The organism is Embleya sp. NPDC020886 (genome assembly GCF_044333915.1).
Taxonomy (GTDB): Bacteria; Actinomycetota; Actinomycetes; order Streptomycetales; family Streptomycetaceae; genus Embleya.
In genome coordinates, this window is sequence record NZ_JBIRRX010000009.1 from 204700 (window position 1) to 227765 (window position 23066).

Here is a 23066-nt window from a genome sequence, read left to right on the forward strand (position 1 = left end):
TAATCCGGGGCGTCCGTCGCACCCCGCCCAGTAGGCTGACGCCATGGAGAACGAGGGCCGGGGCTTGCATATGAAGGTGCTGGAGTCCCTCGGGCCGGCCATCGCGGCCGGCGCCTACCCCGCCGGCACGGTTTTGCGCACGGACGAGCTGGAACATCGTTTCGAGGTCTCGCGCACCGTGGTTCGCGAGGCGGTACGGGTGCTGGAGTCGATGCAACTCGTCGAGTCGCGCCGCCGGGTCGGGGTCACCGTGCGCCCACCCGAGCAGTGGAACGTCTTCGACCCGTACGTGATCCGCTGGCGCCTGGCCGGCGCCGATCGTCCGCGCCAGCTCCGCTCGTTGACCGCGCTGCGCTCGGCGATCGAACCCGCGGCGGCGGCGCTGGCCGCCGAGTCCGCGACCCCGGCCCAGTGCGCCGCGCTGACCGAGCACGCGCTGGGCATGGTCTCCACCTCGCGCGGCCGGCAGTTGACGGCGTACCTCGTGCACGACATCGCCTTCCACCGGGTGATCCTGGCCGCGTCGGGCAACGAGATGTTCGCCCGCCTGGGCGACGTGGTGGCCGAGGTGCTGACCGGCCGCACCCGCCACCACGTGATGTTTCCGGACCCGGATCCGAGCGCGGTCACCCTGCACGTACGCGTCGCCGAGGCGGTCCGCGAGGGCGACGCGGCCGGCGCGGAGCGGCTGACCCGCGAGATCACCGTCGGTGCGATGGCCGAACTGGAAGTACTGGCACCGGAGTTCGACTCCGAAGCCGAGCACGCCTGAGCCGCGGCCCGTTTCTCGGAGCCGTCGGCAAAAACCGGCAAGATCATCAACATCCCTGTCCGGAAAGGGACTTCACCTCCGTAGACGTGGTTCCGACCATTGACCGAGTGGTCTGGACCACTTAACTTGAAGAACGCACTACGGATGTGAACAACCGGTGAAACAAGACGTACGACGCGGACCCGGACCGTTCGAACGTCCTTCGCATTCACTCGTCCCCTAGGAGAGTTCCATGCGTAAAAGGACCATCCTGACGGCGCTGACCATCCCCGCCGTCTCGTTTCCCCTGATGATGGCCGGTACGGCGGGCGCGCACGGCTGGGTCACCAGCCCGCCCAGCCGGGCCGCCTACTGCGCTCAGGGCACTGTCGGCAACTGTGGTGAGATCCAGTGGGAGCCGCAGAGCGTCGAGGGCCCCAAGGGCTTCCCGGCGCGCGGACCGGCCGACGGCGCGCTCTGCGCGGGCGGCAACAGCCGATTCGCCGAACTCGACGACCCGCGTGGCGGCGCGTGGCCGAGCACCCCGGTGACCTCGGGGTCGAGCAAGACGTTCACCTGGAAGCTCACCGCGCGGCACGCCACCACGACGTTCCGCTACTTCATCACCAAGGCGAGCTGGAGTCCCGGTCAGGCGATCACCCGGGGGCAGTTGGAGAGCACCCCGTTCCTGTCCGTCCCCTACGGCGGAGTGCAGCCGGGCTCGACCGTCTCGCACACCGGCACGCTCCCGGCCGGTCGTAGCGGCAAGGCGGTGATCTTCGCGGTGTGGGACATCGCGGACACCGGCAACGCCTTCTACCAGTGCACCGACGTCACCTTCTGATCGGCCGCTCCCGCTGATCGACCCCGGCCGCCGATGGATCTCTCCCGTCGATCGGCGTCCCTTCCGATCGACCCGTCCCGCCCATCCCACGCCGGGCAGGACGGGAAGGGCCGGTGGGCCGCCGTGCCGCGGCGGCCCACCGGCTCATCGGCCCACCGGCACGCGCGGACCGCACGTCACCCGCCGCCGGGCCGGGCCCGTACGTGCATGCGCTCGCCCTGCTTGCCGTACAGGCTGAGGAACTCCACCGGCTCCGGCCCCGCGCAGATGAAGGCGTGCGGGGTACGGGTGTCGAACTCGGCGGCCTCGCCCGCGCCGAGCACGAGGTCGTGCGCGCCCAGGAACAACCGCAGCCGACCGGACAGGATGTACATCCACTCGTAGCCCTCGTGCGTCTGCAACTCCGGCTCGGTCCCGCCGAGTCCGGGCGGCAGGATCTGTTTGAACGCGTGCAGTCCGCCGCTGTACCGGGTCAACGGAATGATGGTCATCCCGTAGCGCTGGATCGGGCGCGCGTGCACCCGCGGATCGCCGGTCTCCGGCGCGTCCACCAACTCGTCCAGTTGCACGCCGAACGCCTTCGCCAGCGGCAGCAGCAGTTCCAGGGTGGGCTTGCGCTGCCCGGACTCCAGCCGGGACAACGTGCTCGCGGAGATCCCGGTCGTCGCGCTCAACTCGGTCAGCGTGGTGCCCCGCTCCTGGCGCAGGGCTCGCAGTCGCGGGCCGACGGCGGTCAGGACGGAGGTGAGTTCGCCATCGTTCATGGGCACTATTTGCCGACTCGGCAACAAGGTTTGTCAACCGGAGCGGGCCGGGCGGACCATGTCGATCGGGCGCCGAACCACATGTCGCCCGGCCCGGCCGGCCCGGCCGGCGCGCACCCGCCATCGCCACGGAGGACCCCACGATGACCGACGACCGGCACGCCGAGCACACCGAACAGCCCTCGGCGGCGGAGATCTGGGACGCCCGCTACGCGGAGAGCACCCGGATCTGGAGCGGCAAGCCCAACGTCACCCTGGTCCGGGAGACCTCGGACCTGCCGCCCGGCCGCGCCCTGGACGTGGGCTGCGGCGAGGGCGGCGACGCGATCTGGCTCGCCAAGCGCGGCTGGCGGGTGACGGCCATCGACGTCTCCCGGATCGCGCTGGAGCGGGCCGCCGAGCACGCGAAGGAGGAGCAGGTCGCCGACCTGATCGACTGGCAGTGGCACGACCTGGGCGCGACCTTCCCGGCCGGCAGCTTCGACCTGGTCTCGGCGCACTTCCTGCACTCGCACGGCGAATTGGACCGCGACGCGATCCTGCGCACCGCGGCCACCCGGGTCGCGCCCGGCGGCGTGCTCCTGATCGTCGGCCATTCGGGGGTCGCGCCGTGGGAGAAGGACAAGCACCCCGGCGTGGTCCTGCCGACCCCCGCCGAGGTCCTCGCCGCGCTCGAACTCCCGGTGGCGCAGTGGGCGGTGCTGCGCAACGAGGAGCACGAGCGGATCCAGAACGACCCCGAGGGCCGCCCGACCACCCGCACGGACAACACGCTGATGGTGCGCCGACTGGCCGACTAGACCCCGGTCGGCGCGTGCGGTCGGCCGGCCTCGTGGGTGACCGAGCAGCGCTCCGTCGCCTCGTACCGGATCCGGCTCAGGCCGCCGTCGGCCCACCGCACGTCCACCCCCGACGCCGTCGCGCTCACCTGCGGCGCCGGGGTGGGCGTCGCATCCGCCCAGGTCAGCGCCAGCACGGACACCAGCGGCTCGGTCGCCACCGTGCCCTCCAGCACGGCCAGTTCGGCCCGCTCGCCGAACGCGGTCCCGTGCGGTGCCGAGCCGACGGCCGCCCGCTCCCACCCGTGCGCGCCGGTGAGTGTGCCGTGCACCGACGTGGTGCGGACCCACGCGTCGAGACCCGCGGCCGAGGAGCACAGTTCCTCGCCCGCCGCGGGCGCCGGCGCCCATCCGCTCTCCCGCACCGCGGTGCCCGCCGGCGCCCGGACGCGGTGCACGCGCACCTCGTACGGGCCGCGCACCACGCTGACCGACACGATCCGGGTGCCCGGGACCGGCTGCCCGTCGAGCGTGGGCGAGTGCGCCGAGGCCGCCCACCCGGGACCCGCGCCCAGCGGCTCGATCCGGCCACGCTCGGTGACCCGGCCGGCCACTACCAGCCCGATGTGGTTGTCCGCCGGATCGCCGCCGCGGGTGGGGCCGGTCATCGTCGAATAGGCGAGCCGCGCGTACAGCGGATCGTCGGCGTCGAGCGCGGCGGTCGGCCCGACCGGCTGGTGGTCGGCGCCGTGGTTGACCAACCGGGCCACCCCGTGCCCGGAGTGTACGAGCAGCCCCGGCCCCGGCAGGCCGAGTACCGGCTCCGGGTCCGCGTGCTCGGCCGGCCCGGCGCTCTCGTACGCGGTCCACACCTCGTGCTGCTCGGGCAACAGCAGGCCGACGAAGCCCTTGGCCGCCCAGTACGGCGACGCCGAACCCGAGTAGGGCTGCACGGTCGCGGCGTCCGGGCCGTACCAGCCCAGCGAGAGCAGGCCGTCGCGGGCCGCGCCCCGGTCCAGGAAGTGTCGCAACACGCCACTGGCCAGGCGGCGGGTGGTGCCCGGCGGGTACGGCGTGGCGTCGACGAGCGCGCCCAGCCACAGCGGGGCCGCCGCCGCGAACCGGTAGGTGAGCGATCGCCCCTGGTGCAGCGGCGCGCCGGTGCGGTCGAAGAGCCGGCCGTAGCCGATCAGGAACTCGCGCAGCCGCTCGCGCCGGACCGGATCGGCGGGCGCGCCCGCGACCGCCGCGCACAACAGCGGATACAGGTGCATGGCCCAGCCGTTGTAGTGGTCGAAGTAGCGCCCGGCGCCGTCGGTGTACCACCCGTCGCCGACGTACCACTGCTCGATCCGGGCCAGACCCCGATCGATCGCGGCCCGGGCCTGCTCGGTGTGCCGGTCGGCCGCCTCCAGGAAGGTGCCCACCGCGACCGGGAAGAGCCACCAGTTGTTGTCCACCGGTTCGTGCCGCAGCGCCCCGGCCAGCCAGTCGGCCGCCCGCTCCCGGGTGCCCTCGTCGAGCCGGTCCCACAACTGATCCTTCGTCAGGTGCAGCGCCAGGGCCACCGACGCGGCCTCGACCATCGCCTGGCCACGATCGACCACGGCCGGCCAGGACTGCGGATCCGCCGTACCCGGCGCGGCCGTTCCGGTGCGCAGCCCGTCCGCGTACGGCTCCAGCAGGTCCGCCGGGACGGGCCGGCCGGAGGCGGCGGTGCCGGCCGCGCGCAGCGCCGCGAGCAGGAACGTCCGGGCGTAGCCCTCCAGGCCGTCCGAGCGCTCGCCGGACCAACTGGTGCGCCCGGGCAGGGTGATCAGCGCGCCGCCCGGCGAGCGGTACGGGCGCACCGCGGCGAGCAGACCGTCGGCCACCGCCTCCCAGTGCGCGCGGGTCCAGCCGGTGTACGGGCTCAGCACGCGGTCCTCCGGCGGCAGCACGAAGGGGTGCGGTGTGTTCACGGATCTCCTCGACTGGACGCGCCCGGGCGTCGACACGCTAGGCGGGGTCGATCGATCAGGTCAAGAGTCGGTTTGATCGAACGATCCTTTTCAATCAAAATCGAATGGCGATGCCCTAGGCTGAGCCGGTGGCCGGACAGCAGCCGGGCGCAGGGGGGCACGGCCCGGTCCGGGCGTGCGCTGATCGGAAGGACGACGTCCACGGTGTTGGCGGAACAGCGGCAGGAACTCATTCTCAGGACGGCCCGCGAGCAGGGCAGCGTCAAGGTGGTCGAGATCGCCGAGGAACTGGGCGTGTCCCTGGTCACCGTGCGGCGCGACGTGACCGCCCTGGTGGCGAGCGGCCTGCTGGCCCGGGTGCACGGCGGGGCCACCCTGCCGCACGCGCGCCCGGCCGCGGCCGAGCCCGGCCGGCCGGTCGCGAACGGCCACGACGGCCCGACCGTGGGCATGCTCGTCCCGTCCGCCACCTACTACTTCCCGGAGGTGGTGCGCGGCGCCCGGGACGCGGTCGAGGCGATCGGCGGCCGGCTGGTGCTCGGTATCTCGCGCTATCTGCCCAGCGAGGACCGGGACCAGGTGGACCAGCTCCTGCGCGGCGGCGTGGACGGGTTGCTGCTGACCCCCTCGCGCGCGCCGGGACCGGGCGGTGAGGACGCGTGGATGGGCGAACTCCCGGTGCCCGTCGTCCTGGTGGAGCGCCGGGCCGAGATCGGCTCGGGGCTCGAACACCTGGACCGGGTGGCCTCCGACCACGCGCTCGGCGCGGCGCAGGCGGTCCGCCGACTGGGCGCACTGGGCCACGAGCGCATCCTGCTCGTGGCCCGGCTGGGCAGTCCGACCACGCCGGCCGTACACGCCGGCTACACCGCCGCGATGGCCGCGCTGGGGCTGACCCCGCCGGATCCGGCCGGGGTGGAGACGCCGCATCCGGGCGAGGACGCGGACGGCTTCGACCGGGCGGTCACCCGGGTGATCGAGGCGGCCCGTTCGGGGGCGGCCACCGCCGCGCTCGTGCACAACGACCAGGACGCCCTGCTCCTGGTGTCCCGGCTGCGCGCGGCGGGCCTGGAGGTGCCCGGTGACCTGGCGCTGATCGCCTACGACGACGAGGTGGCCGCACTGGCCGATCCGCCGCTGAGCGCGATCGCGCCGGCCAAGCACGAGGTCGGCCGGATCGCGGTCGAGTTGCTCGCCGCGCGGCTGGCCGACGGGGACGACGGGCGCGCGCCGCGGCACATCTCGCTGGTGCCCAGGCTGCGGCTGCGGGCCACCACCGAGCCGGCGGCGATGGAGGATCCGACCGAGTCGAACCACCCGATCGGGTTGACTCGAACAAACGAAAGCAACCAAGCCACTCTGTGATCGAACGATCATAGCGAGTTTCGTTTTTCATCGATTGTTCATTTGCTCTTGACGCTGTTCGCTCCTGACCGAATGATGCTCGCTATCGCCTTCGATACACGTTCGACCCAGGAGCGTCCATGCAGCGCACATCCATCAGACTCGGCACGGCTCTCGTCGGCATAGTCACCGCCCTGAGCCTCGTCACCGGTTGTGGCGGCGGCGGCGACAAGAAGAAGGACGCCGGGGCCGCCCCCGCCGCGTCCGGCGGCGGCCCTGGCCAGAAGCAGGAACTCACCTTCTGGTCCTGGACCAAGGGCACCCAGGAAGTCGTGGACGCGTTCAACAAGTCGCACCCCGACATCCAGGTCAAGTACGAACAGATCCCGTCCGGAAACGCCGGCGGCTACGCGAAGATGGCCAACGCGGTCAAGGCCGGCAACGCGCCCGACGTGCTGACCATCGAGTACCCGCAACTGCCGGACTTCGTCAGCCAGGGGGCCGTGCAGGACCTCACGTCGAAGGTGTCCGGTCTCAAGTCGAAGTTCCCCGCGTCGGTCAACAAGCTGACCGAGCTCGGCGGCAAGACCTGGGCGGTGCCGCTGGACGCCGCGCCGATGGCGCTGTACTACCGCAAGGACTTCTTCACCGACCACAACATCCCGGTCCCCAAGACCTGGGACGAGTACCGGGCCGCCGCCGAGCAGGTCAAGAAGGCCGACCCGAACGCCCGGATCGGCACCTTCTACCCGGACGACCCCAGCACCATGGCCGGGCTGACCTGGCAGGCCGGCGGCGCCTGGTTCGGCACCGAGGGCGACGCGTGGAAGGTCTCGCTGACCGACCCGAACTCGCGCAAGGTCGGCGAGTACTGGAACAAGCTGGTCTCCGACGACCTGGTGCGCGTGCAGCCCTCGTTCAGCCAGCAGTGGAACGCCGACCTCAAGAGCGGCGGCACCGTCGGCATCGTCGGCGCCTCGTGGAGCGCGGGCGTGCTCAAGAGCAGCCAGCCCGACCTGGCCGGCAAGTGGGCGGTCGCGCCGCTGCCGGACTGGGGCACCCCGTCCAACGGCATGCTCGGCGGCTCGACCTTCGCGGTGAGCAAGGACAGCAAGAAGGGCAAGGCCGCGCTCACCTTCATCGAGTGGATGACCACCACCAAGGAGGGCATCTCCGCGCGGATCGCCAGCGGCACCTCCAGCGCGTACCCGGCCGCCACCGAACTGGTGCCCACCGCGGCGCAGTACTTCGACACCGGCTACTTCGGCAAGCAGGACATCTACCCGCTGTTCACCGAGGCGACCGGGAAGATCGGCGCCAACTGGACCTGGGGACCGTCGATGACCCAGACCAACACCATCCTCAAGGACCAGTTCGGCAAGCTCTCCAGCGGCGGCAGCATCGTCGGCGCCCTGGAGGAGGCCCAGCGCACCACCGTCGAGGACCTGAAGAAGCGCGGCATCTCGGTCAAGAGCTGACCGCTCGCCCCTGCGCGGCCGGCCCGTCGGCCCGACCCGTGATCCGCAGGCCCCCGGTGCGCCGCGCGCCGTCCCGCACCGGGGGACCGCCACGAGGAAGCAGTTCCATGAACACATCCCTGCGCGCCGGACGCCGGCGCCGGAAGACCACCGCCGCGCTGTTCCTGACCCCGTTCTACGTGCTGTTCATCGCCACCATGGTCGTGCCGATCGGTTACGCGATCTGGCTCAGCCTGTTCACCGAGAAGACCTCGGGCCTGGGTTTCGGCGGCACCAGACGGGTGTTCAGCGGCTTCGGCAACTACGCCGACGCGCTCGGCGACGAGAAGTTCCGCGACGGTTTCGTCGCGATCGGGCTCTACTGCCTCCTCTACATCCCGGTGATGGTCGGCACCGCCCTGGCCCTGGCCCTGCTGTTGGACTCGGCGCTGGCCCGGGCCCGCCGGTTCTTCCAGCTCGCGCTGTTCCTGCCGCACGCGGTCCCGGGCATCATCGCCGCGTTGATCTGGGTCTACCTCTACACCCCGGGCCTGAGCCCGGTCGTGGAACTGCTCGAATCCGGCGGACTGCACTGGGACTTCCTGGCCTCGGACACCGCGCTGTTCTCGATCGTCAACATCGCCACGTGGGAGTGGATCGGCTACAACATGATCATCTTCTACGCCGCGCTCCAGGCGATCCCGCGCGAGGTGGTCGAGGCGGCCACCGTCGACGGCGCCGGGCCGGTGCGCATCGCGGTCTCGGTGAAGATCCCGATGATCCGCGCCGCCGTCGCGATGACGATGTTGTTCACCATCATCGGCTCGCTGCAACTGTTCACCGAGCCGTCCATCCTCAGCGACGCCAACCCGGCCGTCGGCAGCTCCTGGACACCCAACATGTACGCCTACTCGGCCGCCTTCCGCGCCAACGACTTCGGCCTCGCGGCGGCCGCCTCGGTGCTGCTCGCGGTATTCGCCGCGGCGCTGTCGTTCGGCGTCACCCGCCTGTCGTCCGGACGGAGGACCGCATGAGCACCACCGTGCAGCAGCCGGACGGGGCCGCGGCCCCCGCGCCCGCACCGAGCCGTACCCCCGTGGGCAAGCCCGCCCGTCGGCCGCGCCCCAAGGGCCGCGCCACCGAGGCGCTGATGGGCAAGGTCGCCGTCAACGGCGCCCTGGTGTTGGTCACGCTCTACATGATGTTGCCGCTGGCCTGGTTGCTGATCGCCGCGACCAAGGACATGGGCGGCCTGTTCGGCGGCGACGGCTTCGCGTTCGAGGGCTTCCACTTCACCGAGAACGTCAAGGCCGTCAGCACCGAGGGCGACGGCGTCTACTGGCGCTGGTACCTCAACAGCCTGCTCTACGCCGGCGTCGGTGCGGCACTCGGCTCGTTCATCAGCGTGCTGGCCGGATACGCCTTCGACAAGTTCGACTTCCCCGGGAAGGAGAAGTTGTTCGGCGGCGTGCTGCTGGGCGTGCTCGTGCCCACCACCGCCGTCGCGCTGCCGCTGTACCTGCTGGCGTCCAAGGTGGGCCTGGTCAACACCTTCTGGGCGGTGTTCATCCCGGTCATCGTCAACCCGTTCGGGGTCTACCTGGCCCGGGTGTTCAGCGCCGGCTACATCCCCGGCGAGGTGCTCGAAGCCGCCCGGATGGACGGCGCCGGCGAGATTCGCACCTTCTTCTCGGTCGCCATGCCGATGATGATGCCGGGCTTCGTGACCATCTTCCTGTTCCAGTTCACCGCGATCTGGAACAACTTCTTCCTGCCCCTGGTGATGCTCTCCGACCAGAAGTTGTACCCGGTCAGCCTGGGTCTGTACTCGTGGAACACCAACGCGCACGCCTACCCCGAGTTCTATCCGCTGGTCATCACCGGATCGTTGATGGCCGTGGTACCGCTGGTCGTCGCCTTCGTCTCGCTCCAGCGCCACTGGCGTGCGGGCCTGTCCGCGGGGAGCGTCAAGTGAGCAACGGCACCACCCGATTCGAGCCCCCCGCCGGCACCTCCGTGCCGGTACGACACCGGCCCCGACTCCTGCTCGCGATGGAACCCTCGGTGGCCGGTCGCATCCTCGACGCCGAGGCGCGCGAGCGGCTGAGTGCGCTGGCCGAGGTCGATCTCGACCTGATCGCGGGCGACTTCGACAACCCCGCGGCCGCCGCCGCGCTCGCCGAGGCGGAAGTGCTGTTCACCTGCTGGGGCAGCGCCCCGCTGGACGCCGCGGTGCTGGCTCGGGCACCACGATTGCGCGCGGTCGTGCACGCGGCGGGTTCGGTCAAGCACCACCTGACCGACGCCGCGTGGGAGCGCGGTCTGATCGTCTCCTCCGGCGCGGCGGCCAACGCGCTGCCGGTGGCCGAGTACACCGTCGCCGCCGTGCTGTTCGCCAACAAGCGGGTGTTGCGGATCCGGGACGCCTACCGCGCGGAACGGCGCCTGGTGGACTGGGACGCGCGCTTCCCGGGGTTCGGCAACTACCGGCGCACCATCGGCATCGTCGGCGCTTCCCGGATCGGCCGGCGCGTGCTCGAACTGTTGCGCCCGTTCGACTTCGAACTGCTGCTGCACGACCCGTATGTGACTCCCGATCAGGCCGAGGCACTGGGCGCGCGTGGGGTGGACCTGGACGAACTGGTCCGGCACTCGGACGTGGTCAGCGTGCACGCCCCCGAACTGGAGTCCACCCGACACCTGCTGGACCGCCGCCGGCTGGCGCTGATGCGCGACGGTGCGACGCTGATCAACACCGCCCGAGGCTCCCTCGTGGACCAGGACGCACTCACCGAGGAACTGGTCACCGGCCGCCTCGACGCGGTCATCGACGTCACCGAACCGGACGTCCTCCCGCCCGCCTCACCCCTGTACGACCTGCCCAACGTCCTCCTGACCCCGCACATTGCCGGCTCCCTGGGCGGCGAACTGCGTCGCATGGTCGCCCACGCCCTCGACGAACTCGACCGCTACACCCGGGGCCTCCCCTTCACCCACGCCGTCGAGGCCGCCACCCTCACCCACTCCGCCTGACTCCCCGCCGCCGGCCGAGCCACCCCCGCTCGGCCGGCGCCCGAGGCCATCTCGGGGCGCGCCACGCTCGGGGTCGGCCGAATCTCTTCAGCTTGGCCGGCGTTCGAGGCCATCTCGGGGCGCGCCACGCTCGGGGTCGGCCGAATCCCTCCAGTCTGGCCGGCGCTTGAGGCCAACGCACGGCGACCGGACGCACGAGTTCGGCCGGATCCAACCAGCCCGGCCGGCGCTTGAGGTCACTGCGGTCCACAACATGCGTACAACGGCCCGGCGGTACCGGTGCCGCGATATCCCTCGATCGCCGCCGCGTACAACAACGTCGGAGTCGGCGACGACGCCAACCCGAACACCGGCGGCTTCGGGCTGTCCGGACGCAGCTACCATCCGGAAGCGGGACGCCGGCCCCCGGCGACGGTCCGGCTGCGCGATCGGTGGCCGTCGATCCGACCGCCGTGGTTGCGATGGTGGATGAAGTACCGCTCACAGCAAGCGAGTTGCGCCGGGCTGCGGTGCGGCTGCGGGCCGAGGTGCTCGCCGAGTCGCCGATCACCGGGACGCGCGTCGACTACTGGCGGACGCCGATCGCGGGCCGGACGCCGCACGAGGTGCTGACCGAACGGGCGTTGCGCGCGGCGAGCACGGATTCGGTACTGCGGCACTGGGCGCAGCAGGCCGGCGTGTTGGCCGACCCGACCGAGGCGGGCTTCCGGGCCCGCTTCGACGCCGAGAACGCGCGCCGGGCGGCGGCCCGGTCGGCCGGGCAACCGGTGCCGGGCGTGCCGCGCTACGATGAGGACGGCTTCGCGCGCAACGAGACGGCCGAACTCTCGCGTGCACCACGCGAGTCGCCGTCGGTCGGGCAGGCGGAACCGGCCGAGTCGCGGCTGCGCGATCGTTATGCCGAACTGGCCCGTGCCGCCGGTCCGTCGGCCCGGGTGCCGCCGTTCGAGCAGGCCCGCGACCGGATCCGGCTCGACCTCCTGGCGACCGCGTCCGACGGGGAGTTGGCGCGACGGGTCGCCGCCACGCACACGATCGCCCTTCCGGGGGCGGACGCGGTGATCGCCCAAGCCGAATAGCCCGGAGCGGAGACGGCGCAGGCACCGCCGCCTCCGCCGCTCGCGCAGCGCCGTGCGGGGTGCGCTATGCCGAGTCTCGGGCGTCCTCGACCGACCCGGCGACGGGTTTCGCGTCGGTGAAGGTCACCTCCTCGGCGTGCGCGACGATCTCGACCTCGTCGCCCAGCGCCCATTCGGCCACCCGGGAGACCATCGGCGCCGGTACCGCCTCGCTGATGCCGGGCGCGGCCGGGATGTCGTACGTCGCGTGCGCGTCGTGCGGCAGCACCACCCGATAACCACGCTCCAGCGCCGCCCGCGCGGTCGCGCCCACGCACATCTCGGACATCACCCCGCAGACGGCCACCCCCGTCACGCCGGCCCGGGTCAGCAGGTCGCCCAGCGGCGTACCGTCGAAGCCGTCGTCCTCGGTCTTGCGGATCACCACCTCACTCGGACCGGCCTCCACCGGCAACCGCAACTCCCAGCCGGGCGTGCCGATTTCGTCGTCCGCGCCGACCGGCCCGTCGTTCTGGAGGTGCACCACGAGCGCCCCGCCCGCCCGGGCCCGGCCGATCAACGCGGCGACCCGTTCCACCACGCGTTCGGCCGCCGGTACCGCACCGGCGCCGGTGACGAAGGCCACCTGTACGTCGACGACGAGCAGGGCGGAAACGGGTTCGATCTTTGTTGTCATGGCATCCCATCCTGCCTGCCGAGCCCTCCCGCGTGCTCAGCGCCCGGTCGTCCCGTCGACCAGTTCGCGGATGATGTCCGCGTGACCCGCGTGCCGACCGGTCTCCTCGATCAGGTGGGTGAGTGCCCAGCGCACGCTCGGCGACCGGCCCGAACGCCCCGGCCGGGGCAGTGGCGCGCCGAGATCGGTGCAGGCGTCGAGAACCTCGTTCGCGCGCTCCACGGTTGCCCGGTAGCGGGCGACGACGTCGGCGACACCGTCCTGCGGGGCCGGCCGGAACGTCGCCTGCCAGTCGGTGACCCGTGCCCCGAGGAACGTCACGCTCTCCACCGCGACCAGATGGTCGAGCAGGCCGAGCAGGCTCGTGCCCGAGGGCACCGCCGCCGTGCGGACCGCCGGCTCGGGGGCTCCGTCGATCTTCGTGACGATCGAGGTACGCAGGTAGTCGAGGAATCCGCGCAGGACGTCGGCTTCGTTGTTCGCCGTGCGCGGCGGTGGGGTGTCCTTGCGGCGGGCGGCGGTGGGTACGGGATTCTCCATGCCGCCACTGTCGGCCGACGGGTCACCGAGTGGCGAGGATCCTTGCCGTTTCGGCAAGCTGGTCCCATGGATCAGGCAATGGAGAACGTGCTCGACGCGGTCGGCCCGAGGTTGCGTGCCGTGCGGCGGGCGCGCGGCATCACCCTCGCCGAACTGTCCGCGACCACCGGAGTGTCCGAAAGCACCCTGTCCCGCCTGGAGAGCGGTCGGCGACGGGCGACCCTGGAGTTGTTGCTGCATCTGTCCCACGCCTACGACGTCCCGCTGGACGATCTCGTGGGGGCGCCGCGCGCCGGCGATTCCCGGGTCCACCTGAAGCCGATCCGGCGGTTCGGGATGACGTTCGTACCCCTGTCCCGGCGGCCGGGTGGAACACAAGCCTTCAAGATGATCATTCCCGCGGTGCCGAAGCCCCTCGAACCGACACCGCAGACCCACGAGGGCTTCGAGTGGCTGTACGTCCTCAACGGCACTCTGCGACTGGTGGTCGGAGAGCGTGACACGACGGTGCAGGCCGACGAAGTCGCCGAATTCGACACCTCGTTGCCGCATTGGCTGGGCAGCGCGGACGGCGGCGCGGTGGAGTTGCTCATCCTGTTCGACCTGCAGGGTGTGCGGGCTCACATACCGGCCGAGCGCCCTACGTCGCCGGGTCGGCCGTCTTCTTCGTCAGGTGGTCCGCGTCGACGAGAGCGGTGATCAGCCGGTCCAGCACGGCCAGGTCCGCCGGGGGCAGGTCGCGGAGGAAATCCGGGGGGTCGTCCAGGATGCCGCGGGCGATCTGCGCGATGTGTTCGCCCTGCGGGGTCACCGCCACCATGCGCTGTCTGCGGTCGGTGGGGTGCACGGTGCGTTCGATCAGGCCGCGGCGTTCGAGGTCGTCGACGACCAACGTCGTGTACGGCTTGTCGGTGGCCAGCCGGGTGGCCAGTTCGCGCATGGACATCGGGCCGGCGGCGATCCGGCGCAGCGCCTTGACCCGGACGAAGCTCAGCCCGGTCGCCTCGGTGACCGCGCGGCGGCGGTCGTGGCGTTCCAGGACCAGGGTGTGCATGCCCTTCCAGACCCGTCCCGCGGCATCCGAGGGGGCGTCGCTCGCCGCGTCGTGTGCGGGGGAACCGGTCATGGCCTCACGTCCGTCGTCTCGGGCGCCCCGACGGGCACCGCCGCGGGCATCAGTTCCGCCCCTGTGCGCTCGGCCGTGCGCAGGGCTCGGCGACCCGTGGTGAGCATACCGAGGAGCGCGACGGCGCCGGCGCAGCCCAGCACGATCCACCATCCGGTGTGCGTCGCGGCGGCGAGACCGGCGCCGCCGGGCGCGGAGGCGACGGAGGTCACCGTGGTGCCGACCACCGCGACCCCGAAGGACTGGCCGACCTGGCGACTCGTCGACGCGATCGCCGCGGCCACGCCCGCCTGGGCACGTGGCATGCCGGACACGGCGGTGTTCGTGATCGGCGCGTTGACCAGCCCGAAGCCGACGCCGAACACGCAGTACGCGGCGACCAACCGCACCGTGGAGGTGTGCTCGGTAAGCCCGACGAGCAACGCCGCGCTCGCGGCCATGGCGAGGCCGGCCACCACCAGCGGTACACGTGGACCCACCCGGGCCACCAACCGACCGGAGATCGGCGCGAACACGATGGTCAGGAGCGCCATCGGAAGCGTGAGCAGGCCCGCCTCGGTCGGCGAGTAGCCGCGCGCGTCCTGGAGATAGAGCGTGTTCAGGAAGAGGAATCCGGACATCGACGCGAACGTGCACACCGCGATCACGGTCGCGCCCGTGAACGGCACGCTGCGGAAGAAGCGCAGATCGAGCAACGGTTCCGCGCGCCGCGGCGACCAGTACAACAGCCCCGCCAGGCTCCCCGCGGCGACGATGAACAGCGTGACGATCAGCGGCGAGGACCACCCGGCCGCGCGGCCCTCGATGATCGTGTAGGTCAGCGACAACAGGAACACGAAGACGAGTACCTGGGAGACCGGATCCGCCCGCCTGGGCCGCGCGGCCTTGGACTCGGGCACGTACAACGCGGTGAGCACGATGGCGACCAGTGCGACCGGCAGATTGATCCAGAACACCGACCGCCAACCGGCCGCGTCGACCAACGCGCCGCCCACGATCGGCCCGAGCGCCATCGCGACGCCGATCACCGCGCTCCACGCGCCGATCGCCCGGGCGCGTTCGCGGGGTTCGGTGAAGGTGTTGGTGATGATCGACATCGCGACCGGGTTGAGCATCGATCCGCCGACGGCCTGGACCACCCGGAACGCGATCAACCACTCCAGCCCCGGCGCCAGGCCGCACAACAGCGAGCCCGCGGCGAACAACACGAGTCCGGTCTGGAAGACCCGACGCCGACCGATGCGATCGGCCGTGGACCCGGCCGCCATGAGCAGTGCGGCCAGCACCAACGTGTAGGCGTCGATGGTCCATTGGAGCTGCGACACCGAGGCGTCCAGATCGCTGCGGATGGCGGGCAGGGCCACGTTCAGGATGGTGTTGTCGAGTCCGACGATGAACAGGCTCAGGCAACAGGTCGACAGGACGACGAGCTTTTCGCGTCGGCTGGTCTCGGTGAGCGCCACGTACCACCTCAATCGTTACTGTTGTACAATCATTATGTTTGTACAACCAAACGCGAGTGGACGTCAACCGATGTCGTGCGGCCCGTGCCGCCCGATGCCTGCGGTCGTCGGGGCGATCCGTCGTCCCGGGCGTTGACAGGGGGCTCGCAACGGAGGTGAATGGGGGTGGAACCTTCGTGCTTGCGAACGGTGTTCCGCTGGTTCCGGTTGCCCTCGTGCGCGCCGGGCCGTCCGCGCACGGGGCGCTCCCCGGGTTCCGACGTCCGGGGATCCGCACGCCTTCGCAGCGTCAGGAAGGGCTCCGATGTACTCGTGCCCGAGCTTCACCGTCACCACCGTCCTGGCCGCCTCGTCAGCCGTGATCACCGTGTCCGGGGAAATCGACGTGGACGCGGTACCCGAACTCGAATTCGCCCTGGACCGCTGCCTCGACCAACGGTCCGGCGTGATCCGCCTGGACCTGGGTGCGGTGCGATTCTGCGACTGCGCCGGCCTGAGCGCGCTGTTGCGGGCCCGGCTGCGGGCGTACGGCCTGGGCTCGACGCTGCTCCTGCACGACGTCCCGCCGGCGGTGGCCCGCCTGCTGACCCTGACCGAGACCGACGAACTCTTCGAACGACGGGTCGCGGCAGCCTGACCCGCCTCGCAGCCCGCCCGAACGCGGACCGTGGGCATGGGACTTCGAGGCCGGCGTGGGTCGGGTGGTGCCGTCGGTGTCGGTGTTGTGACCGCGAGCAGGACCTCGCCGAGCCGCGCCGGGTCGAGTCGAGTCGAGCCCGAGGCGGCCACCGGGTCCGCGTCCGAGAGGTGAGCGAACCCGCCGCCCGCGACGCTTTCGCAAACGGCACCCCCCGGCCTCTCCCGACTCGCGACATGCACCACCTCGCCTACCGCGACCGGCTCGCGACCAGGGCGTGGGCGGATCTCGGCGCGGCGGGCGAGGCTCGGCGGTGCGTGGTTCGGCTCAGGTGGTCGGGGTCCGGCGGGTGGTCCAGATGTGGCGTTCGGGGGACAGGGGGTCGGGGGTGACTCGGGGGGTGGTGTCCCAGGTCATCGTGTTGCGGTCGTCCCGGGTGTAGCGGGGCCACCGGGGGCCCGGGTCGAGGTCGCGGACGAAGGCGACCCAGGCGCCGTGCATCGCGTCGGCCAGGGCTTGGGGTGCGTCGGGGCCGGTTGCGTTCTCCGCGCCCTCGGCGGCCAGCAGGTCGAAGGCGAAGGGCAGGTCGAGGCAGTGGAAGGCGTGGCCGCCGAACATCGGTGCGGAGGAGAGCCATTCGAAGGCGTACAACCAGGTCGGCCGGTCCTGGCTCGCGCGGGCCTCGGCGATGGCGACGGCGGTGGCGCGGAACAGGGTGTCGGTGAGCGCCTGGCCGATCACCTGGGCGGGGGTCGCGCCCTCGTGCAGGGCGAGGTAGGCCGTGATGCCCTCGGGGGGCAGGCCGAGCGAGTCGAGCATGGCGACGGCGGCCTCGACCGGGGCGTCCGACATGCCGAATTCGGCGGCGGCGTTGAACTCGTGATGGGTGGCGCCGAGCATCATCGGCGCGGGTGTGGCCGAGCCGTCCCGGAACGCGACGTGCACGTCCTCGGGGATCAACTCGCCGTCGGTGAACGGCGCCAGCAGCAGGCCGGGCAGTGCGGCGGAGCCCTCCTCGGGCGCGGTGAGCAGGTCCTGGAGGTCCTGTAGGTCGTCGTGCGAGAGGTCGCGCAGCGCGGCGGCCGTCGCGGGCAGGCCGGTGCGGGCGGTGAAGAGTTCGGCGACGGCGAGGCCGGCCGCGCGGCTCTGCGGTTCCATCACCGCGCCGGAGACCGAAATGCCGGCCCGGAAGAGTTCGTACGCGGACGGCGTGGCCATCAGCGTCTGCACCGCGCCGCCGCCCGCCGACTGGCCGGCGATGGTGACCTTGGCCGGATCGCCGCCGAAGGCCGCGATGTTGTCCCGGACCCAGCGCAGCGCGGCGATCCAGTCCAGCACGCCCCGGTTGTCGGGGGCGCCCTCCAGGTGCAGGAAGCCCTCGATGCCCAGGCGGTAGCCGAGCGAGACCAGGACCACGCCGTCCCGGTTGAACGCGGCCCCGTCGTACCACGGGCTGGCGGCGGAGCCGGCCACGAAGCCGCCGCCGTGGATCCAGACCAGCACCGGCAGCGCGGCGTCCGCGCTCGGATTCGGGGTGAACACGTTGACCCCGAGTACGTCGTCGCCGGGGATGGACGGCTCCGGGATGATCGTCGGCCCGTCGCCGAACGCGCGGCGCTGTGCGGTGGGGCCGTACGCGGTGGCGGCCAGCGGCTCGATCCACGCCTCGGGCGCCTCGGGCGCGGCGAAGCGCAGGTTGCCGACGGGGGGCTTGGCATAGGGAATGCCGAGGAAGCGGGCGGACGCACCCTGCCAGAAGCCCTGTACGGGGCCCAGGGTGGTGGTGACGAGCGGCTGCTGGGACACGGGGTAATCCTTTGTGCGAACCGGAAACGGAGCCGACTGGACCGGGGAGGTTCCAGGGGGTGGGTATCGACCTCGTCCGATAAATATTACAAGAGTTGAAAAAATTATGCCGCCGCCCTCGCACCCCTGGGGGAGAATCGAGCCGTGAACACCCCCACCGACACCGCCGCGGTACGCCGCCACAACCTGGCCCTCGTGCTGCGCGAGATCGCCGCGCACGGCCCGTGCGCGCGCACCGAGGTCGCGGCGGCGACCGGTCTGGTGCCCGCGTCGGTCACCGCGTTGGCCGCCGACCTGATCGGGCGCGGCCTGGTGGCCGAGGTCGGCTCGGCCTCCTCCGGCGGGCGGGGTCGGCCGCGGCGGTTGTTGCGCCTGGTGCCGGGGCGGGTGCTGGCGATCGCGCTCCAGGTGACGCTGGAGCGGGTCGAGGTGATGGCCGCGGATCTGGCCGGCACGGTGGCGCATCGCGCGTCCGTGCCGCATCACGCGCCGTTCGGCGACCCCGAGCCGTTGGCCGCGGTGCTGGCGGGCGAGATCGCGCGGGCCGAGGCCGTGCTGCGGGCGCGGCGCGATGCGCATCTGGCCCGGGTGGTGATCGCGATGGCGGGGCCGGTGACCGGGCCCGGGCATACCGTCGCCGCCGCGATCGACTTCGGCTGGTCGCGGACCGACCTGCGCGCGCTGGTACGGGCACATCTGCCCGATCTCGCCTGCCCGCTGGACGTGGTCAACGACGCGAACGTCGCGGCCCTGGCCGAATACCACGCCCGTGCCGAGCCGAACGGCGAACTCCCCGACGCGGTCGCGTACATCAAGGCCGACACCGGCGTCGGCGGCGGCCTGGTGGTCGACGGCCGGATCCACACCGGTACGCATGGCATGGCCGGCGAAGTCGGCCACATCCCGCTCGCGTTCGACGGCCCCCGGTGCCCGTGCGGCGCGCGCGGATGCCTGGCCATGTACGTCGGGCCCGAGCCGCTGACCGCCGCCGCCGGCCTCGTCGACGTCGTCGCACGGGCCGGCGTCGACGCCGCCCTGACCGAACTCGACCGCCGACTGCGCGCCGGCGAGCCGCGGGCGACCGAGGCGCTCGCGGTCGCGGGCCGCTCGGTGGGCGCCGCCGTACTGGCCATCTCGGGGCTGGTGGACCCGGGCGAGGTGATCCTCGGCGGCTACCTGGCGACCTGGGCCGAGTGGCTCAGGCCCGGCATCGAAGCCACCCTCGCGGGCCGCCGCGCGCTCGCCCCCCACCTCGAACCGACCATCGTGCAGGGCCTCCTGGGCCCGGACGCCACCCTGCACGGAGCCCTGCGCAGCAGCCGCGAGGCCACCCTCGCCGACGCCGCCGGCGTCCCGTCACCCGACCACCCGTCCCCACCGCCCGGCGACCTCCCCGCTCCGGACGGCTGAACTCGGATCGAGTCGGGATACGACCTCGAACGGAACGTGTCCCCACCCCGCCGAGACGACGAGCCCGGATCGCTCCCGACCCGCACCGGGTCTCGGCGGCCCAGTGGTGGTGTGCCGGGTGATGCACGGGCTCGGCGAGCACATGCAGCATCGCGGTCAGCTCGGCGAGCGGCGACACCGCGAACAGCAGGCGCTCGGGCGGCAGCCCCATGATGTCGATGGTCAGGCTCACGACGGGATCATCGCAGCCGGCGCGTGGTGGGCCGGTACCGATTGACGACAACGGTCGATCGAGGTGACCGGGCCGGGGTGGGCCGAGGACGGTTTCGCCCATGACGACGACTCCGCCGCAACCGCCTTCGACCCCGCTCGTGGCCCCGTCCGCCGGTCGGCCGGAGCGGCCCTCCCCGGGGGAGCCGGTGCGTGCCTCGGGCGGCCCGCGCTACGCCGTCGCGATCGGGGTGGACGCGCTCGGGTCCGGGATGTTGCGGCCGTTCCTGCTGTTGTACGGGGTCCGGGTGCTGGGGCTCGGCGTGGCGCAGGCCGGTGCGGCGATGTCGATCGGCATGCTGCTCGGGCTCACCATGATGCCGTTCCTCGGTCGGTGGATCGACCGGGGCGCCCGGAGTGCGGCGGTCGCCGGCGCGATGGCGATCCGGGTCCTGGGCGTGGCGGCGCTGCTCGTCTTCGGCGGGCTCGCGGCTCCGGCGTGTGGGGGGTTCGCCGTCGCCGCGCTGTTCCTGGGGATCGGCGACCAGTGCCGGCCGCCCGCGCACGCCGCGCTGGTCGGCACGGTGGCCGACGAGCGGTACCGGGACGCGGCGCCGGCCGCCGGGCGCTCGCTGCGCAACGCGGGGATGGGCACCGGTGCGTTGATCGCGACCCTGGCGACGGCCGGCGGTACCGGCGCCATGCGGGTACTGGCGGCGGTGACCGGACTCGGCTACGCCGTCGCCGCGCTGCCGGCGCGCTCGTTGCGGGTGACCGGCACCGGCAGGCCCGGTACGCGGGACCGGGTCGAACCGGCGGGCGAGCGACGGGCCGGCGGCCGGATCGGCGTGCTCGATGTGGCCAATCTGCCCTACGCGTTCTGTTTCAACGTGCTGGAGGTGGCGCTGCCCGCCGTACTGGTCACCCGAATGCACGCGTCCCCGGCCTGGTCCGCCGGCATCTTCGTGGCCAACACGCTCATCGTCGTCACCAGCCGGATCGCCGTCGTGGTGTGACTCTCCCGCCGCCCCCGTCGTTCCGCGCCGGCCGGCGCGGGTCTCGTACTCGGCGTGTCCTATCCGGGCTTCTGGGCGGCCGGCGGCCTGGGCGGCCAGGCCGGCGCGGCGGCCATCGCCCTGGTGTCCGTGCTCTACACGGCCGGCGAGATCATCTACACCGGCAGCGCCACCGCCCTCGTCGTGGCGACCACGCCCGCCCACCGCCTGGGCCGGGCCCTGGCCCGATTCCAGCTCGGCCACGGCATCGGCGTGGCGGCGTCCCCGGCGGCGCTGATGGGGCTCCTGGCCTGGGGCCCGGGCGTGTTGTGGGCCTCGTTGACCGCAGCGACCGTGACGGCGGCGGTCGCCATCCACCGGTGGGGTCCCGACGATCGAGTCCGCGACGAGCGAGCCCCCGACGAGCGAACTCCCGACGACCGAGTCCCCGACGACCGAGTCCCCGACGACCGTGCCCCGGTGGCTTCGTCCTCGACCGGGGGCGGGAACTCCGCTGCCCCCGTGAGCGGTTGACCCGGTGGCAGGCAGCCGGCGTCGGTCGCCGCCCGGGAACGAGAGGGCAACGCATGGATGCATCGGCGATCGTCGACCGGCTCACCACCCCACAGACCCGGGTCGATCCCTACCCGCTGTACGAACAGGCCCACGCGCTCGGCCCCGTGGTGCGGGTGGACGACACGTTTGTGCTGGTCACCGGCCATGCGGCGGCCGATCGGGTGCTGCGCGAGCGAGGCTTCGGCGTGCTGGACCGCCAGGCGAGCGCGGCGATGTTCGGCGGCGAGTCGGAAGCCCCGTCGCAGGAACTGTTCGGCCGCTCGATCCTGCAGAGCAATCCGCCGGTGCACACCCGGCTGCGCGGGCCGATCGCGGCCGTGTTCACCCCGCGTCGAATCGCCGCGCTGGAACCGGCCATCGCGCGGGCGGTGGACCGACTCCTGGCCGGGATGGCCGAGTCGGGCCGGGCGGGCGCCCCCGTCGACTTCATGGATCGGTTCGCCTTCCCGCTGCCGGTCGGGGTGATCTGCGAACTGCTCGGCGTCCCGGAGGAGGACCGATATCGTTTTCGGGACCCGGCCCACGACCTGATGGGCGTCCTGGAGTTCATGTCGGTGGCGACCGATACCGGCCCGGCGGATCGGGCCGCTCTGGAACTCGGCGGCTACTTCGCGGACTTGGTCGCCGAACGCCGGGCCCGGCCGCAGGACGACCTGATCGGCGCGCTGGTACGACTGCGCGACGAGGACCCGGAGCAGGCGATCGGCGACGCCGAACTCGTGGCCAACCTGGTGCTGTTGCTCGTGGCCGGTTTCGAGACCACGACGAACCTGCTCGGCAACGGCCTCGCGCTGCTGGGTGAACATCCCGACGTGCGCCGCGCGCTGGTCGACCGGACGTTGCCGGTGGCCGATTTCGTCGAGGAGGTGCTGCGCTACGACTCGCCGGTCCAGTTGACGTCGCGGGTCGCGCTTCGGGACGATCTCTCGATCGACGGCGTGCCGGTGCCGCGCTTCGCTGAGGTACTGGTGCTGATCGGGGCCGCCAATCGGGACCCCGCGCGATATCGCGATCCGCAGCGGTTCGACCCGTGGCGGGCCGAGGGCGGCTCGTTGAGCTTCGGGGCCGGGCTGCACTTCTGCGTCGGCGCGATGCTGGCCCGACTGGAGGCGACGGTGGCGTTCCCGCGTCTGCTCGACCGTTTCCCGGCGCTGACCCTCGCCCCGGGCGCGACCCGACGCGACCGACTGGTGTTGCGGGGCTACGGGGAACTCCCGGTCACCGTGGACGCGGTGGGGGCTGCGGGCACCATGGGCGCTACGGGTGCCGGGGGAGCCGTGGGTGATCGGGTCGGTCCCGACGAATCGGGCGGTTCATGAGCCGGTGTCCCCACCGGTGCGCTCGTAGATCCGCTTGTCGGAGAGCGGCGGCAACTGTGGGTCCGGGGTCGGGAGAACCTCGGCCATGAGCCGTTCGAAGTCGTCGTGGTCGAGCCATTCGGGCTCGACTTCGGGCTGCGGATGCTCGTCCATGCCACGATGCTGCCACGCGACGGCCCGGTTGGCTGCCATCGTTTCCGAATCAGTCCGTAATCAACCGGTTACCCGGCTGATTCGAACCCCTCCGAATCGGTGCCGGCAACGCCTCGCATACCGGCTGACATCCACCCCAACGG

Annotated in this window: 23 protein-coding genes and 1 pseudogene; 15 read left to right on the forward strand and 9 right to left on the reverse strand. The window is 72.0% G+C overall.

The features are described 5' to 3' along the window. The first annotated feature begins 43 nt into the window (after window positions 1-43). Window positions 44-772, forward strand: a complete 729-nt coding sequence (locus ACH4U8_RS29240; RefSeq protein ID WP_360317080.1) for an FCD domain-containing protein — start codon at window positions 44-46, stop codon at window positions 770-772. Window positions 773-1004: 232 nt separating this feature from the next. Further along, window positions 1005-1595, forward strand: coding sequence for a lytic polysaccharide monooxygenase (locus tag ACH4U8_RS29245; protein WP_395781243.1), 591 nt, complete (start codon window positions 1005-1007; stop codon window positions 1593-1595). Window positions 1596-1771: 176 nt separating this feature from the next. On the opposite strand, the gene ACH4U8_RS29250 is transcribed toward ACH4U8_RS29245, so the two are convergent. After that, on the reverse strand, window positions 1772-2359 hold the full coding sequence (locus tag ACH4U8_RS29250) for an XRE family transcriptional regulator (RefSeq protein ID WP_360317085.1): 588 nt from the start codon (window positions 2357-2359) through the stop codon (window positions 1772-1774). Between the two features lie 143 nt (window positions 2360-2502). On the opposite strand from ACH4U8_RS29250, the gene ACH4U8_RS29255 reads away from it, so the two are divergent. Next, the gene (locus ACH4U8_RS29255; protein WP_360317087.1) at window positions 2503-3159 is read left to right on the forward strand and encodes a class I SAM-dependent methyltransferase; all 657 of its coding nucleotides are present in this window, start codon (window positions 2503-2505) and stop codon (window positions 3157-3159) included. Here ACH4U8_RS29255 and ACH4U8_RS29260 read toward each other — a convergent pair. Next, window positions 3156-5099, reverse strand: coding sequence for a DUF2264 domain-containing protein (locus ACH4U8_RS29260; protein WP_395781245.1), 1944 nt, complete (start codon window positions 5097-5099; stop codon window positions 3156-3158). The two genes, ACH4U8_RS29255 and ACH4U8_RS29260, sit on opposite strands and share 4 nt — an antisense overlap. 204 nt (window positions 5100-5303) lie before the next feature. On the opposite strand from ACH4U8_RS29260, the gene ACH4U8_RS29265 reads away from it, so the two are divergent. The 6 genes from ACH4U8_RS29265 to ACH4U8_RS29290 all read left to right on the forward strand — a co-directional run bounded on the left by ACH4U8_RS29265 (window position 5304) and on the right by ACH4U8_RS29290 (window position 12012). Continuing rightward, the gene (locus ACH4U8_RS29265) at window positions 5304-6464 is read left to right on the forward strand and encodes a LacI family DNA-binding transcriptional regulator (protein WP_395781247.1); all 1161 of its coding nucleotides are present in this window, start codon (window positions 5304-5306) and stop codon (window positions 6462-6464) included. Between the two features lie 119 nt (window positions 6465-6583). After that, window positions 6584-7921, forward strand: a complete 1338-nt coding sequence (locus tag ACH4U8_RS29270; protein WP_360317095.1) for a sugar ABC transporter substrate-binding protein — start codon at window positions 6584-6586, stop codon at window positions 7919-7921. 107 nt (window positions 7922-8028) lie between these two features. Further along, complete coding sequence (locus ACH4U8_RS29275; RefSeq protein WP_360317097.1) at window positions 8029-8934, forward strand: sugar ABC transporter permease; 906 nt, start codon at window positions 8029-8031, stop codon at window positions 8932-8934. Beyond that, on the forward strand, window positions 8931-9875 hold the full coding sequence (locus tag ACH4U8_RS29280) for a carbohydrate ABC transporter permease (RefSeq protein WP_395781249.1): 945 nt from the start codon (window positions 8931-8933) through the stop codon (window positions 9873-9875). Before ACH4U8_RS29275 ends, ACH4U8_RS29280 begins: the two co-directional genes overlap by 4 nt. 77 nt (window positions 9876-9952) lie before the next feature. Continuing rightward, window positions 9953-10933 carry a hydroxyacid dehydrogenase gene (locus tag ACH4U8_RS29285; protein WP_395781506.1) on the forward strand — a complete coding sequence of 327 codons (981 nt, stop codon included), beginning with the start codon at window positions 9953-9955 and terminating at the stop codon, window positions 10931-10933. A 461-nt stretch (window positions 10934-11394) separates the two neighbouring features. Next, window positions 11395-12012: a hypothetical protein gene (locus ACH4U8_RS29290; RefSeq protein ID WP_395781251.1), complete on the forward strand. Its 618-nt coding sequence runs from the start codon at window positions 11395-11397 to the stop codon at window positions 12010-12012. A 64-nt stretch (window positions 12013-12076) separates the two neighbouring features. Here the strand turns inward: ACH4U8_RS29290 and ACH4U8_RS29295 are convergent, their stop codons facing one another. Further along, entirely contained in the window at window positions 12077-12688 is a 612-nt protein-coding gene (locus tag ACH4U8_RS29295) for an isochorismatase family protein (protein ID WP_395781253.1), read from the reverse strand. 36 nt (window positions 12689-12724) lie between these two features. Beyond that, on the reverse strand, window positions 12725-13228 hold the full coding sequence (locus tag ACH4U8_RS29300) for a DinB family protein (RefSeq protein ID WP_360317104.1): 504 nt from the start codon (window positions 13226-13228) through the stop codon (window positions 12725-12727). A 66-nt stretch (window positions 13229-13294) separates the two neighbouring features. On the opposite strand from ACH4U8_RS29300, the gene ACH4U8_RS29305 reads away from it, so the two are divergent. Further along, window positions 13295-13927 carry a helix-turn-helix domain-containing protein gene (locus tag ACH4U8_RS29305; RefSeq protein ID WP_395781255.1) on the forward strand — a complete coding sequence of 211 codons (633 nt, stop codon included), beginning with the start codon at window positions 13295-13297 and terminating at the stop codon, window positions 13925-13927. Here ACH4U8_RS29305 and ACH4U8_RS29310 read toward each other — a convergent pair. Then, entirely contained in the window at window positions 13869-14354 is a 486-nt protein-coding gene (locus ACH4U8_RS29310; RefSeq protein ID WP_395781257.1) for a MarR family winged helix-turn-helix transcriptional regulator, read from the reverse strand. The genes ACH4U8_RS29305 and ACH4U8_RS29310 overlap by 59 nt on opposite strands. Continuing rightward, on the reverse strand, window positions 14351-15817 hold the full coding sequence (locus ACH4U8_RS29315) for an MFS transporter (protein ID WP_360317111.1): 1467 nt from the start codon (window positions 15815-15817) through the stop codon (window positions 14351-14353). The genes ACH4U8_RS29310 and ACH4U8_RS29315 overlap by 4 nt, the downstream gene beginning before the upstream one ends. Window positions 15818-16121: 304 nt before the next feature. Between ACH4U8_RS29315 and ACH4U8_RS29320 the strand changes: the two genes are divergently transcribed. After that, the gene (locus tag ACH4U8_RS29320; protein WP_360317114.1) at window positions 16122-16454 is read left to right on the forward strand and encodes an STAS domain-containing protein; all 333 of its coding nucleotides are present in this window, start codon (window positions 16122-16124) and stop codon (window positions 16452-16454) included. Between the two features lie 327 nt (window positions 16455-16781). On the opposite strand, the gene ACH4U8_RS29325 is transcribed toward ACH4U8_RS29320, so the two are convergent. Beyond that, entirely contained in the window at window positions 16782-18260 is a 1479-nt protein-coding gene (locus ACH4U8_RS29325; protein WP_395781258.1) for a carboxylesterase/lipase family protein, read from the reverse strand. Between the two features lie 144 nt (window positions 18261-18404). On the opposite strand from ACH4U8_RS29325, the gene ACH4U8_RS29330 reads away from it, so the two are divergent. Further along, window positions 18405-19670, forward strand: coding sequence for an ROK family transcriptional regulator (locus ACH4U8_RS29330; protein ID WP_360317120.1), 1266 nt, complete (start codon window positions 18405-18407; stop codon window positions 19668-19670). Window positions 19671-19812: 142 nt separating this feature from the next. On the opposite strand, the pseudogene ACH4U8_RS29335 reads toward ACH4U8_RS29330, so the two are convergent. After that, window positions 19813-20004 (reverse strand): annotated as a pseudogene (locus tag ACH4U8_RS29335) (DUF5937 family protein); the annotation flags it as partial. Here ACH4U8_RS29335 and ACH4U8_RS29340 point away from each other — a divergent pair. Genes ACH4U8_RS29340 through ACH4U8_RS29350 form a run of 3 tightly spaced genes read left to right on the forward strand, consistent with a single transcriptional unit; the run spans window position 20003 to window position 22770 of the window. Continuing rightward, window positions 20003-20896, forward strand: a complete 894-nt coding sequence (locus tag ACH4U8_RS29340) for an MFS transporter (protein ID WP_395781260.1) — start codon at window positions 20003-20005, stop codon at window positions 20894-20896. The pseudogene ACH4U8_RS29335 and the gene ACH4U8_RS29340 overlap by 2 nt on opposite strands. 54 nt (window positions 20897-20950) lie before the next feature. Then, a complete protein-coding gene (locus ACH4U8_RS29345) occupies window positions 20951-21409 on the forward strand; it encodes a hypothetical protein (RefSeq protein WP_395781262.1) in 459 nt (152 codons plus the stop codon). 53 nt (window positions 21410-21462) lie between these two features. Beyond that, window positions 21463-22770 (forward strand): cytochrome P450, encoded by a 1308-nt coding sequence (locus ACH4U8_RS29350; protein WP_395781264.1) that lies wholly within the window; start codon window positions 21463-21465, stop codon window positions 22768-22770. Here ACH4U8_RS29350 and ACH4U8_RS29355 read toward each other — a convergent pair. Further along, entirely contained in the window at window positions 22765-22923 is a 159-nt protein-coding gene (locus ACH4U8_RS29355; protein ID WP_360317126.1) for a hypothetical protein, read from the reverse strand. The genes ACH4U8_RS29350 and ACH4U8_RS29355 overlap by 6 nt on opposite strands. Between the last annotated feature and the right edge of the window lie 143 nt (window positions 22924-23066).